This is a genomic window from Desulfospira joergensenii DSM 10085 (genome assembly GCF_000420085.1).
Taxonomy (GTDB): domain Bacteria; phylum Desulfobacterota; class Desulfobacteria; order Desulfobacterales; family Desulfobacteraceae; genus Desulfospira; species Desulfospira joergensenii.
This window is the reverse complement of record NZ_ATUG01000002.1, coordinates 1690236-1702509: the sequence shown is the minus strand read 5'-3', so window position 1 is coordinate 1702509 and position 12274 is coordinate 1690236. Positions and strand designations below refer to the sequence as shown.

The 12274-nt window shown below is 51.4% G+C and carries 13 protein-coding genes; 8 read left to right on the top strand and 5 right to left on the bottom strand.

Annotation, left to right across the window (positions count from 1 at the left end):
* Positions 1-360 precede the first annotated feature (360 nt).
* From F608_RS0120490 to F608_RS35130, 3 genes are all read left to right on the top strand, one after another.
* On the top strand, positions 361-858 hold the full coding sequence (locus F608_RS0120490; protein WP_022667556.1) for a cyclic nucleotide-binding domain-containing protein: 498 nt from the start codon (positions 361-363) through the stop codon (positions 856-858).
* A gap of 70 nt (positions 859-928) precedes the next feature.
* Positions 929-2017: a Coenzyme F420 hydrogenase/dehydrogenase, beta subunit C-terminal domain gene (locus F608_RS0120485; protein WP_022667555.1), complete on the top strand. Its 1089-nt coding sequence runs from the start codon at positions 929-931 to the stop codon at positions 2015-2017.
* A 101-nt stretch (positions 2018-2118) separates the two neighbouring features.
* Positions 2119-2694 carry a TetR/AcrR family transcriptional regulator gene (locus F608_RS35130; RefSeq protein ID WP_022667554.1) on the top strand — a complete coding sequence of 192 codons (576 nt, stop codon included), beginning with the start codon at positions 2119-2121 and terminating at the stop codon, positions 2692-2694.
* A gap of 63 nt (positions 2695-2757) precedes the next feature.
* Here the strand turns inward: F608_RS35130 and F608_RS0120475 are convergent, their stop codons facing one another.
* Positions 2758-3639, bottom strand: a complete 882-nt coding sequence (locus tag F608_RS0120475) for an SAM-dependent methyltransferase (RefSeq protein ID WP_022667553.1) — start codon at positions 3637-3639, stop codon at positions 2758-2760.
* A gap of 197 nt (positions 3640-3836) precedes the next feature.
* Between F608_RS0120475 and F608_RS36590 the strand changes: the two genes are divergently transcribed.
* Positions 3837-4007, top strand: coding sequence for a ribbon-helix-helix domain-containing protein (locus F608_RS36590; protein WP_022667551.1), 171 nt, complete (start codon positions 3837-3839; stop codon positions 4005-4007).
* Between the two features lie 61 nt (positions 4008-4068).
* Here F608_RS36590 and F608_RS0120460 read toward each other — a convergent pair whose 3' ends face one another.
* Positions 4069-6201 carry an LOG family protein gene (locus tag F608_RS0120460; protein ID WP_022667550.1) on the bottom strand — a complete coding sequence of 711 codons (2133 nt, stop codon included), beginning with the start codon at positions 6199-6201 and terminating at the stop codon, positions 4069-4071.
* Positions 6202-6434: 233 nt separating this feature from the next.
* Here F608_RS0120460 and F608_RS32770 point away from each other — a divergent pair, with 233 nt between their 5' ends.
* Positions 6435-7127, top strand: a complete 693-nt coding sequence (locus F608_RS32770) for an AzlC family ABC transporter permease (protein ID WP_022667548.1) — start codon at positions 6435-6437, stop codon at positions 7125-7127.
* Positions 7111-7422: an AzlD family protein gene (locus F608_RS0120445; protein ID WP_022667547.1), complete on the top strand. Its 312-nt coding sequence runs from the start codon at positions 7111-7113 to the stop codon at positions 7420-7422. Before F608_RS32770 ends, F608_RS0120445 begins: the two co-directional genes overlap by 17 nt.
* Positions 7423-7549: 127 nt before the next feature.
* Here the strand turns inward: F608_RS0120445 and F608_RS0120440 are convergent, their stop codons facing one another.
* Both F608_RS0120440 and F608_RS0120435 read right to left on the bottom strand, forming a co-directional pair.
* Positions 7550-8293 carry a DUF429 domain-containing protein gene (locus F608_RS0120440; protein WP_022667546.1) on the bottom strand — a complete coding sequence of 248 codons (744 nt, stop codon included), beginning with the start codon at positions 8291-8293 and terminating at the stop codon, positions 7550-7552.
* Between the two features lie 46 nt (positions 8294-8339).
* Positions 8340-9107, bottom strand: a complete 768-nt coding sequence (locus F608_RS0120435) for an MBL fold metallo-hydrolase (protein WP_027362961.1) — start codon at positions 9105-9107, stop codon at positions 8340-8342.
* A gap of 356 nt (positions 9108-9463) precedes the next feature.
* Between F608_RS0120435 and F608_RS0120425 the strand changes: the two genes are divergently transcribed.
* Together F608_RS0120425 and F608_RS0120420 are read left to right on the top strand one after the other, a co-directional pair.
* A complete protein-coding gene (locus F608_RS0120425; RefSeq protein ID WP_153307553.1) occupies positions 9464-10105 on the top strand; it encodes a PAS domain S-box protein in 642 nt (213 codons plus the stop codon).
* Between the two features lie 73 nt (positions 10106-10178).
* Positions 10179-10607, top strand: coding sequence for a secondary thiamine-phosphate synthase enzyme YjbQ (locus F608_RS0120420; protein WP_022667542.1), 429 nt, complete (start codon positions 10179-10181; stop codon positions 10605-10607).
* A gap of 85 nt (positions 10608-10692) precedes the next feature.
* On the opposite strand, the gene F608_RS0120415 is transcribed toward F608_RS0120420, so the two are convergent.
* Entirely contained in the window at positions 10693-12246 is a 1554-nt protein-coding gene (locus tag F608_RS0120415; RefSeq protein ID WP_022667541.1) for an FGGY-family carbohydrate kinase, read from the bottom strand.
* Between the last annotated feature and the right edge of the window lie 28 nt (positions 12247-12274).

Sequence of the window (12274 nt, the reverse complement as noted above, 5' to 3'; positions counted from 1 at the left end):
GACAGGGTCCTTTGTCATGCAGGACCCGGCAGAAAACCGACGAAATATTTTCTTTCACAGGCCCTGCGAAAAATCCTTCAATGGTTCACGAACTTTCTTTCACCGGGATCTGCCCTGTAATCAGATTATCAAATGGGACCGGAAGGGTAAATCCCGGTATAAAACCGGTTTTTCAAGGTTTACAAAGTTCTGATTTTTTCCTACAATAGCAGTATTCCATTCGGATTCTGTGATTCCTCCGAACTTCAGCGACAAACTGCCCGACCCTGACAGCGACGATACGGCAGGCATACAAAAAGGGATGAACAAGTCAATCCCTTTTTCCATGACCATAAACACGTCAAACAAAGGGGGTGCATCATGAAATTAGTCGAAATCATGGAAGATCTTCCGATTTTTAAAGAGTTCCGCCCGGAGGAGTTAGAACAGATTCTGGACATTTCTTCTTCGAAAATCTACCAGTCAGGTGAATGCCTGTTCAAAGAGGGAGACCCGGCCAAAGAGATGTGGATTGTCATAGACGGCAATGTTGAACTGCGCTTCGAGATGCCGGACATGAGACCCAGCACCAACGAGAGCACCCTGTCCTCCCATCAGAAAGAAATTCCGGAATCCCAGGTATTCGGCTGGTCCTGTTTTATCCCTCCCTTTAAGATGAGACTGTCTGCCTATTGCGTATCCAGACGCTGCCAGGTCCTTAAAATCAATACGGCCCGTCTCAATCACATCATGACCCAGAACAGGGAGATCGGTTTCAAGATCATGCACTATCTGGTTCTGGTACTCGGCTTCCGTTTCAAGCAGATGCAGGATCAGGTGGGAAGGTTCATGGGGGTAAACATGATGAATTCCTGGTAAGCCCCAGGCACAGGGATTTTCCTCCGGCAGGCAATTTTAGGAACGGCCCTGCCGGCAAAAGGAGGGAGATATGGGAAAGACATTTTCAGATTTAATCCGGGAAGTCCAGGAAGAGGGGAAATGCAGCCATTGCGGCGGATGCGTTACCTTTTGTTCCGCCGTCAACTACGGTGCCCTTAAAATGGATCCGGAAGGCAGTCCCGTTTACAGGGATAGAGAGAAATGCCTTGAATGCGGATTATGCTATTCCATATGCCCCCAGACATCGGAACTCGACCGGGAGATCCGGCAAAATTCAAAATGGAAAGAACCCCTGGGAAATATCATCGGCATTGCCGTTACCCGGGCAAAAGAGATCGATATCCGGAAAAACGGAACAGACGGTGGTGTGGTCACGGCCATCCTGACCTATCTCATGGATACCGGGAGAATAGACGGGGCCATTGTTTCCCGGAATACGGAACAGGGCAGGGTTCCCTGCCTGACAACCACGAGGGAGGGGATTCTGGCATCGGCCGGATCCCATTTCAGCAGTTCCCAGGGCATGGTTCAATTCGCAAGGGAATATGGGACGTTTTCCCCTTCCATAGAAGCCCTGGCCGGGCTTCGCCAGGCCCCCCTGGACCGGATTGCCTTTGTCGGGACCCCCTGTCAGATCAATACCATACGGAAAATGCAGGCCCTTTCCATTCTTCCCGCAGACTCCATCAAGTATTGTCTGGGACTTTTCTGCTCGGGGAATTTCTCCTTTACCGGGTCCCTGTTCCGGGCATTGGAAAAAAAATACGGATTCAGCAGGGAGAATATCGAAAAGATCAACATCAAGGATGATTTTATCTTCTCCCTTTTTTCCGGAAAGACCCTCCATATTCCCATTGATGAACTTACCCCTGTCAGGCGGCATGCCTGCAACTTCTGTGACGATTTTTCAGCCGAATATGCAGATATCTCCTTTGGAGGGCTTGGGGCGGAAAACGGATGGACAACTTCCATTGCGCGTTCATCCACGGGAAAAGACCTCTTTGACCAAGCCCGGGAAAAAGTCCTGGAATCCTATGGATTCCAGGATAATCCCAAGTTCATCACCCAGGCGGAAGAAAAGATATTTCGCATGTCCGGACAGAAAAAGGAACGGGCAAAAGAGTACCGGTCCGGATAGACCGGTGACCTTGACGATTGACAGGGTGGCTCCTGATCTGATAGACATCATATGATGCATATTCATCAATTGAAGTTTACCAGAACCCGGGACAATTCAAGATGCCGCCAAAATTCAAATTCACAAAAGATGAGATCCTTAAGTCCGCTTTCACACTGGTCAGGAAAAAAGGATGGGGAAGCCTGACCACGAGAACCCTGGCTGATGAGCTGGGCTCCTCTGCCAGGCCCATTTACTCTTTTTTCAAATCCATGGATGAGCTGGAAGAAGAATTGGTTAAAATGTCCCTTGACCTGCTCTATACCCATATGATCCGTAAAAGGACCGGGGATCCCTGGATCGATCATGGGATCGGGTATGTGATGTTTGCCCAGGAGGAAAAATATCTTTTCCGGGGCTGCAATAATGAGAAGAACATCAAGCGGTTTAAGGCCCACGGAGATATCATCTGGGACAGATGCACCCGGGCTCTTTCAGATTACCCGCCCTTTCGGGAACTGACCCGGGAGCAGATTGATGAAGTCCAGTATACGCGCTGGCTCATGGCCCACGGTCTGGCCTTCCAGGTGAGCAATCCGCCTCCGGATGTGTGGGATGACAACAAAGTGATCCGGGTGATGCAGAAAGGGAGCAAGGCCATCCTTGACGGCCTGAAAAAGCAATTCAATTCCCAGTAAGAATCATCCCGGGGGCCTTTCTTCGCCCCCCTGCCGGATCTTCCTGATCTGCCGGCAGGGAGGTTAGGAAGGTGCCACAACCGCCGTGATAAAATTAAACATGGAAGAGACGGTCCTTTTCCTACTTTCCCCCTTAAAGTAAAGGGCCTTGCAGGATGGGGCAGAGACCTGCTCAAGATTGTGAAATCCCTGCCGGGTAAAAAAATCAGAAACCGAACCGGGGTCCAGGCCGAACATGAGACGGGAACCCGCCTTTTCTACGAATTGTTTCAATGCCTTGGCTTCCCTAAGCCCGCTTGTCCCTTCAATGACATCTGTGTGGAAATAATCGGCAACCAAGGCGCTTCCGGCAGAGGATATCCCGGTGATGACCCGTAAAAGGGCCTCCACAGCAGCCGGCGGGATATACATGAGAAGCCCCTCAACGATGAAAAGAGTTTTCAGGCCCCGTTTATAGCCTGCCCCGGACAATTTCTCATCCAGCTGCTCCCGGCCAAAGACCATTGGCACATAGGTGACATGGCCGGGCAGGCTTCCGAAGATGGTCTTGATTGTTTTTATTTTGGTTTCCTGGGTAAGGGGATGATCCACCTCAAAAACCGACAGGTTTTCCTTTGCCCCGTCAATACGATGGGCCCGGGTATCATATCCGGCCCCGATGACGACCATCTGTTTGAATCCCTTTTCAATGCAGGTCTTCACATATTCATCAATGAAGCGTATCCTTGCCACGATGGCTCCGTTCACTCCGGGCATGATCTGGTTGTAGGACTCTATCTGTGCCCTGACCTGCTCCGGAGTCTCAATATTTTTCCGTTCCTTTGGGCTGAAAAAACAGGCGGCATAAGGGTCCTGAAACACCTGTTCATCCTCCGGCAGACTTGATTCGGCAGCCCTTACCCCTGCGATTTCCAAGGCCATTTTCCTCGGATCGGTTGTTGCCATTTTTCCTCCTTTTTCAAGAAGTTAGAATATGCATCATAGTTTATGCAACAGCTGATGTATATCATAAACTCTCCGAATGTCAACAAAAAAAAGGAGAGGGATCCGGGCCGGTTTTTTTACCGGAGTCCCTGATTCTTTCATTGCAAAAACCCGGGGATCATGAAAAGATCAGGTACAACACTTAGCAAAGGATTACGATGAAAGAGGAAAATATTAGCAAGGAATGTTCCGACCCGACCCAGACCTTCACCGTTGAACTGCCCTGTCAGCTGGCAGAGAGGATTGAACGATATGCCAGGGAAAGCGGAACGCCCATATCCGGTGTTCTGGTAGAGGCCCTGGATAATTTTTTACGAAACGCCGGGTGATTCAAATCAGAAGCCATGGAACCCTATTCCTGACTTCCGTGCCCCGGCCGGACAACAGGCCCTATTCCGTGTTTTCCCCGATTCTGTAATTGGGTTTGTCAAACACTTCCACCCGCTTCTGGCAGAGGGCTGATTTCCGGATCCGCATGGATTTTTCCCGGGCCTTTTCAACATTCTCCATGGGAATCTTGTTTTTCTTATACCAGTCCTGGGGATTCTTCAGAAAACCGATCAGTATCCGGACCGCCTCTTCTGCGCTGGCGCAGGACTTTACCAGCCTCGGGGTAAATGCAGGCCCGTATTTTTTCTCGGCGATGATGAAGGTCTGTTTCCGGGCGTTTTCCCAGAGGTTGTCCGGGTCCAGGAGGATAATAGGCACCAGGGGATTCTCATGGAGTTTCATGGAGGTGATGGTGATGGCCAGCTCTTCTGCGCTGCCGTATCCCCCGGTATTGATAATGGGAATATTGCTCAGTTTCTGGATATGGTCCTGACGGGCCAGACGCAGTCCTTCCCGGTACTTGATCAGGCCGTCGCAGGTGGTGAGCGACGCCTGGTGTTCTCCTTCCAGGTCAATGGCAATGCCCACGCTCATGATATTGTGCTGCCGGGCCAGGTCATTGGCCTCTTTCATGAGTCCCGGCCCCCCTCCGTGGACAATGCCCATCTCGTATCCCAGCCTTAAAGCCAGGCGGTTGATCAGGTCGATGGTCAGCCGGTTGTCGGCCTCCTTTGTATGGGATCCATAAAAGGCGAACCAGTACCTGACCTTATCAAACCGTTCCCTGTCGTCGGGTTCCATAAAGCAGCCGTGGTAAAAAGAGTAAAGCTTGTCCGTTTCCGAATCATACCGCAGGAACTCGCATCCGATATATCCGGACCAATGGTCGGAATGGGTGAGCTTGATCATCTTTTTGATGTAATCATCCTCAAAAGAGGGATTGTTGACATTCACGAGAAAGGTCCTCAGCCCGCTCCTTTTCAATGCATCAATGACTTCAGGGGCCGGGAATTCCCCGGCGATGAACACCCGGCTGTTGACCCCGCCCAGGACGGAAAGCTTTTCCAGGGTTTTCACAAATTTTCCGTTTTCCTCGGTAAAGGGAACAGGCCTTGTCTTTCGGAAAGTGGAGGCCAGGATGGCGTTTTTGATGATCTCAAGCTGTGCTTCTCCCCTAGGATCCAGGGCTTTCGGAATCTGGACGAAATTGCCCTTGTTGAGAATCAGCCCCAGGTTGTCCGGCTCAATGGAGGAAAAAAGATTGGCCACCTCGGCATTGGTCAGAAGATCGCAGAGCCGGTACCCTTCCTGGACCTTGATCTTTTCCAGGGGCACGGTCAAAGGATTGTCGGCCCTGTAAAACCGGATCCGGATCCGGATCCTTTCCAGGGGCACGGGATTTGAACCGAAATGGAAGAGTTCCACCTGACGGTCCCTGAAGGTCCGGAAGGGGTCCAGGACCCGGGCCGGCAGATGCTCTATTCTTTCCTCCCCGGGTTCTGCCTTTGAATCGATGATGCCGTAGATATCCCCCAGGGAGATCTTGATGGCGCCGATAAAGAGCTCTCCGGGATTGAGACGGCCCTTTTCCAGATCCAGGGGGATCCTGGACCGGATGGTGCCCAGGGCGCTGCGCCCCTTTTTCATCACCGCATTGATGGAGGAGGAATTCATGGCCTGGGCCTCAAAGGCGTACTGGTAAGGCTCCAGATCCACGCTGATGTAGTCGCAGGCTTTCCCGGTATCGGGGTCGGTCTCCTGGAGAATCTGAAAACCTTCGTAATAGCCTTTCCCGGCCCTCTTTCCCACAAAAAGCCGTTTGTGAAGATAATGGCGGACATCGGCGATCCTGAGTTCCGGATCTGCCACCACCAGCCGGCCGATTTCATCCCCGGGCTTAAACAGTTCCAAAATATTGTCCAGAAGCGGGTTCAAATTCCTGAGCTGCCCCTCAAAAAATACAGAGGATCCTTCAATTACCGGGCCGGTTTTACCCGGTTTCTCCTGGATTTTGATTCCCATCTGGGCATTTCCGCTCCGGCCGGAAAGGAAAAAGGGCTTGTTCTCTTTTATGGCTCCGCAGATATAATCGGAAACAAAGGGAAAGCAGAAGTCTGCCGAGAGCAGGTCTTTTTTTCTGTGGTGGATCGTCTTGATGTACCCGTCCGGGCTGATGATCTTTGATATGTCCATGGTCAAATCTTAAAAAGCCAAAGGTCTAAGGTCAAAATCTGAAAACCGGTTATCCCCGGAACAGACTCAATTCTCCTGTCCGGCTCGGCCTAGATTATCATAAAAAAAAGTCAAAGAAACCCTTTTTTCCAGAATCTGTGATGATTAAAATTTTATATTTTTGTATCTGTTTTTTTATGGTACAGCCTTTAAAATAAAATTTTGCTGAATACAAGTGACAGGGGATATAGAGAATGAACCATAATTTCACTTCGGGATTTGCCGCCAACCTGCCCGTGGCCGCCAGTGTAGCCGCCTATGGAAGTGTTTTAGGGGTCCTTGCCGCACAAAAATCATTGTTGTGGACCGAACTTCTCTTTATGAATCTCTCCATTTTTGCCGGGTCTGCCCAGTTTGTCATGGTGGACATGTGGTCCCCTCCCCTGCCCGTTCTGGAGATCACCCTGGCCGTGCTGGTCATCAACCTGAGGTATCTGCTGATCGGCGCATCCCTGCGGCCCGTGTTCCAGGGGAAAAGCCTGTGGCATAAACTATCCGTGATGCACCTGGTGGCCGATGAAAACTGGGCCGTGACCATGGCAGCCCATCAACGGGGCGGGACAAACACCCTGTACCTTCTGGGCGGCGGCATCTGCGTCTGCACGGCCTGGTGCGCCGGCACCCTTCTGGGGCACCGCCTGGGAGCGGTCATCTCCAACCCGGAAACCTATGCCCTGGACTTTGCATTCATCGCCGTGTTCACGGCCCTGGCCTTCAACATGTGGAAGGGAAAGCAGAATATTCTTCCCTGGCTGGCCGCAGCTCTGCTGGCCGTTATCGCGGAAAAGCTTTTGCCCGGCAAATGGTATATCCTCATCGGCGGGGTGGGCGGGGCCCTGATCCAGACCTTTTTCTCAAGTAAGGAAAACCATGCTCCTGATCACTGACAACTTCACCGTACTCTTTACCATCATCTGCGCGGCCCTGGTTACCTACGGCCTCAGGATCGGCGGTCTCCTTCTTTCGGAACGCCTCCCCTCAACGGGAAGGTTCAAGATCTTTATGGATGCCCTCCCCGGCACCCTGCTCCTCTCCCTCATCGCTCCCGGCATCGCCGCCTCGGGCATCTGGGGAGGAATTGCCGCCCTGTGCACGGCCGGATGCACCTATAAAACCGGGAATGTCTTCTTATCCATGATCATCGGCGTCGGTATCGTGGCTCTTAGCCGGCAATTCATTTAGGGATATTGCTCCACCCCACAGGAATCGGAATATTTTTTTTTAAGAACAGCAATAGAGTTGCCCCCGGTATCAATCACGGCCACATGGGCGGAAATCGCGTTGAGGATGGTTTTGGCATACCGATGAATTATCGATCCCCACAGGGATAAACAATTTTCATTGGGATCCCCCGGGAATCCATTTCAGGATGAGCCGGCAAAAAACACCATTGATCGTACATCGTGGCGCTGACCGCTCCGGAAATGGCATCCAGGATATCATCCAGGGCCACCTGCCTGCGCAGAAAGCTTTCTGCCGCTTTTTCAAAGAGATCTCCAGCAGAGGCCAGGCAGGGGGCAAGGATCTCCAATCGTTCCCTCTGGCCGGCTTCCTTTTTTTTGGAAAAGGCCAGGGGCTTGAATCGGTTAAGGGCCAGGAATCCCAATTCCGGGTGATACTCATGGAAATGAATCCCGGATTGGGAATGCCGGACAAAATCATCCACCTCTCTGATCTTGGACATGATGTAAAAGGACTGTTTGGACAATTTCCTGCCGGTATGATTTTGATTGGCCAGGCTGGCCGCGGCATAATCGTTTTCATCCAGGGAGAGCCTGGAAGGTGCCGGAAATATAGTGGAGCTCTTTTTCCCCAGGACCTTGCGCGCCGCTTTGTCGCACAGGCGTTCCTCAGATTCTTTTTCCCGCAGGCCGATGGGAATGTCGATCAGTATCCGGCTTTTTTCATCTGCGATCTCTTCAATTTCAAAGATGGACGAAAGCATGCCGAAACCGTAGTGCCTATCCCGGTCCAGGGACACGTAGAACCATCCCTCCCGGCATCCGTCTATTCCGATAAACCGTTCCTGCATTTGCCTTTTTCCGCAGTTCATGAGCTTCCTAAAGATTCTCCATTCTTGTCATCCTTAATCAAGGGGATTAGACTTCCATCAGATCCCTGGCCAGAACCAGGTCTCCCCCATAGGTGTTCCGGCATTCCCCCTCCATGTCGGCGTCATCACACTCCGGATAAAAATGGGTCAGAACCAGTTTTTTCACACCGGCCCTGGAGGCGATTTCTCCTGCGAGAGAAGGGGTGAGGTGTTTGTCAATCTTCAGGGCGTCCGGCAGGGCAGATTCACAGATCAGGACATCGGCATCTTCTGAAAATTCTATGAGATCTTCGGAAAAGTCCGTGTCCCCGGAGTAGACAATGCAAAACCCTGACGGGTCGGTGAAGCGATATGCCCGGCTCTCGGGCTTATGGATCACCCGGGTATATCCGATGCCCATTTCCTTGAAATCAAGGCGTCCTTTTTCCGGGAATTCAATAATCCGGAAATCAGAATCCTCCATATCCAGGCTCCGGCCAAAGACCTGGTTCAGCCCCTCAAACAGATCCCTGATTCCACTTCCCCCGGCAAGGGTAAGGGGCTTTTCCCGATCAAACCGGGGATATTTCGTGGCAAAGATAATGGGAGCCACCTCGGCGCAATGGTCCAGGTGGAAATGACTGAGCAGGATCATGTCGATGTCATCGATATGGACCCCGAGTTTGAGAAGCTGCCCCATGGTTCCGGGCCCGGCATCCACAAGAATCTGCATTTCATCCCTCCTGACCAGTATGGAACAGGGATATCTTTCCAGGGAGGGAACACAGGTCCCCGATCCCAGGATATTGACCCGGCTCCTCTGATTTGATCTCATTTCTGGCTCCTGTTTATTAAAAATTAAATAATCCTCTTCCCTTTTTCCCGTCAAAACAGCGGGTATATGCTATTGTAATTTCCTTTTGTGGACAAAATCAAACAAATCCTTTGATTTTGTCACGGCACGATCGGCCACAAACTCCTTTAAGGCGAAATCAAAAATTCCTATACATGACCTGCCCAACCCTTCCCTTTCTATAACTTTGACATCCGCCATTGATACCGGGACCGGCGCCCCTTTGCCCCCCTTTTCTCCCACGCACAGGGTCCAGACAGGGCTTGAAATCTTTTCATTTTAAAGTTATCCTGATACGCAAAAATTCTTTTGAAATAATTTCAATTTTTAAGAGTATCATGTCCACACATATTGAGCAGGTCAAGAAATTCGAAAGCAACCAAAAACTGCTTTCCGAAAGCAGCATTGATGCGATCTGGACCCTGGATGCGGAAACCCTGAAATATGAATACATGACCGAATCCATTAAAAAAATGAGCGGATACGGCCCTGATGAATATATCAACAGATCCGCCTCGGAAAGATTAACCCCCCAGTCCTTTCAGAAAATAACCAAAATTTTGGCACAGGAACTGCCCAAATTTGAAAAGGGGATAAAAAAGACCCGGGCCATCGAAGTTCAGCTGATCCATAAAAACGGACAGAAATACTGGGCTTTGATTAAAGCCAAACTTTTTAAAGAGCCGGGCGGAAAACTGAAAATCATCGGTGTAACCCGCGAAATATCAGACCTGAGGCTGTTAAAACGTCAAAAAGAAAAGCTCATCAAAGAGATGAAAGATCTGACCTCCAAAAATGACAAACTGCTCAAGGAGAATGAAATCCTTAAGCAGTTTATACCCAAATGCAGCAAATGCAATAAATTCTGTGATGAGAACGGAAGTGGATGGACCTTATCCGCCTTTGAATTGTATTTAAAGAAAAGAAAGAAAAAAAATTCAAATGGAACATTGTGCAATGATTGTAAAGATCATGTCTAAGCAATTGCCATCTTTCATTTGAGCCGGTCTTTCCCTCTTTTTCAAGTCAACCCGTAAAACGGAAGCCAGATCCATGAACCAGATATGCATGTTTACCCGAAATTTTTCCCTGGACATGAAAACAGGCCCTGACATCCGGGACATCACCCCGGAGATAAAAGGATTTATCCGGGACTCGAACATCACCACCGGCATCATTCATGTATTTGTTCCGGGTTCCACCGGTTCCGTCACGGCCATTGAATATGAACCCGGCGTAATATCGGATCTGAAGCGGGCAATAACCGCCCTGGCACCGCCGGACCGGGTTTACGACCATGAACAGGCCTGGCACGACGGAAACGGCCACAGCCATGTCCAGGCCGCCCTGCTGGGCCCTTCCATGAGTATTCCAGTCCGGGAGGCCGCCCCCAGACTGGGGACCTGGCAGCAGGTGGTGGTTGTCAACCATGACAATGGGTCCCGGATCCGGAAGGTCGAACTGACCCTCACGGGAATCTAATCCAAAGATTTCAGGGGAGCTCTAATCATTAAATTTTGCATGCAACGCGGAGATCCGCCCCAAAGGCCGTTATTGGAGGTGGCCTTTAACTTTCCGGATATCCCGTAATCTCCCGGATCCGGGCGTACAAAGGGGACAGAGTCGGGTAAAGATGTTTATACACCTCCCGGTAGAGCCGCCTGTAGATCCTTACATTCCCGGCCTCGGGTTGAAACACCCGACTGGCATGGACCATATTCCCAACCGCCTCTCCAATGGTTTTATAAATCCCCAGCCCCCTGGCCGTGACAATGGCGGCCCCCAGGCCCGAGGTTTCATGGGTCTGCCCCCTGACCATGGGAAGATTGAATATATCCGCCATGATCTGGCAGATCTCATCGCTCTGGGACGCCCCGCCTGAAACCGCAGCACTTGTCTTGACAACCCCGCCCTTGGCCTGGATCTTCTCCAGGCCCTCCAGCATGGCAAAGCCTAAACCTTCGATGACAGCCCGGTAAATATGATCCTTGGTGTGGACATCCCCGAATCCGATCATGGCGCCCTTGGCATCGGGAAGATCCAGGCCCGGTCCCCAATAGGGCTGGACCAGAAGCCCCATGGCGCCGGGTTCTGTCCGTTCCAGGCATCGGTTCAGGATCTCTTCCACCGGCACCCCCAGTTTTTCGGCCTCTTCCACCTCTTCATAGGCAAACTCCTGCTTGAACCAGGCAATCATCCAGAATCCCCTGAAAATTTCAATCTCCGGGTTATATCTCCCGGGAACCGGAGAGGGATAGGGAGGCATCAGGGCAAGGGTTTCATAATAGGCGGGCGTAGTGGTCTGGACCGTTGCACTGGTGCCGAAACTCAAGGCGGCCATGGTTTCATCCGTCACCCCGGCGCCCAGAGTTTCGCACCCTTTGTCCGATCCGCAGGCGATTACCGGGAGCCCCTGTTTCAGGCCGGTCTTTTCAGATGCCTCCCTACTGATCTCACCGATGATCTCACCGGGCGCCACCAGTTCGGGCAGTTTTTCAGCAGGAACGGGAAAAAGTTTTCTGGCCAGGGAAAACCCCGTGGCCCAGGTCCCGGCCTTGAAGTCAAAGGGGAGATGACCGATCTGGGAGGCGCTGGAATCCTTGAACACGCCGGTGAGCCTCTGGTTTAAAAATCCGGATACCTGGAGGTACTTATGGGTGTTCTCCCAGATCCCGGGCTGGTTCTGCATGATCCAATTGCATTTTCCCTGGGCCTGGACATCCAGCACTTTTCTTTCCAATCCCAGGAGTTTAAGCCCCATGGACAAGACCCCGGACTCTCCGAAACAGGGTTTGGCCCTTCTCTGGTCAAGCCAGGTAATGGCCGGCCGGAGCACTTTCCCCTCCCTGTCCACATTGATCATGGTATTCCGCTGGGTGGTCACCCCCACCCCGGAAATGGAGGCAAAGAGGTCCTGATATTTTTCTTTTAACTCTTTTAAAGCGGTTACCAGGCTGTCCCAGTAGATTTGAGGGTCCTGTTCCGCCAGGCCCGGCCCCGGACTGGTGTAAGGAAAATACCCTTGCTGAACCCGTGCCAGGAGATCGCCCTTGGGGGAAAAAAGAATCGCCCTCAGACTCTGGGTCCCGCAGTCAACTGCCAGAATGGTTTTATGCTCCACCGGACCTTCCGATCATTTTATAATTCCT

What these genes read in the sequence shown, in the direction of transcription:
- F608_RS0120490 (WP_022667556.1), top strand. Translation starts at nt 361, where the DNA reads ATGAAATTAGTCGAAATCATGGAAGATCTTCCGATTTTTAAAGAGTTC.
- F608_RS0120485 (WP_022667555.1), top strand. Translation starts at nt 929, where the DNA reads ATGGGAAAGACATTTTCAGATTTAATCCGGGAAGTCCAGGAAGAGGGG.
- F608_RS35130 (WP_022667554.1), top strand. Translation starts at nt 2,119, where the DNA reads ATGCCGCCAAAATTCAAATTCACAAAAGATGAGATCCTTAAGTCCGCT.
- F608_RS0120475 (WP_022667553.1), bottom strand. Translation starts at nt 3,639, where the DNA reads ATGGCAACAACCGATCCGAGGAAAATGGCCTTGGAAATCGCAGGGGTA.
- F608_RS36590 (WP_022667551.1), top strand. Translation starts at nt 3,837, where the DNA reads ATGAAAGAGGAAAATATTAGCAAGGAATGTTCCGACCCGACCCAGACC.
- F608_RS0120460 (WP_022667550.1), bottom strand. Translation starts at nt 6,201, where the DNA reads ATGGACATATCAAAGATCATCAGCCCGGACGGGTACATCAAGACGATC.
- F608_RS32770 (WP_022667548.1), top strand. Translation starts at nt 6,435, where the DNA reads ATGAACCATAATTTCACTTCGGGATTTGCCGCCAACCTGCCCGTGGCC.
- F608_RS0120445 (WP_022667547.1), top strand. Translation starts at nt 7,111, where the DNA reads ATGCTCCTGATCACTGACAACTTCACCGTACTCTTTACCATCATCTGC.
- F608_RS0120440 (WP_022667546.1), bottom strand. Translation starts at nt 8,293, where the DNA reads ATGAACTGCGGAAAAAGGCAAATGCAGGAACGGTTTATCGGAATAGAC.
- F608_RS0120435 (WP_027362961.1), bottom strand. Translation starts at nt 9,107, where the DNA reads ATGAGATCAAATCAGAGGAGCCGGGTCAATATCCTGGGATCGGGGACC.
- F608_RS0120425 (WP_153307553.1), top strand. Translation starts at nt 9,464, where the DNA reads ATGTCCACACATATTGAGCAGGTCAAGAAATTCGAAAGCAACCAAAAA.
- F608_RS0120420 (WP_022667542.1), top strand. Translation starts at nt 10,179, where the DNA reads ATGAACCAGATATGCATGTTTACCCGAAATTTTTCCCTGGACATGAAA.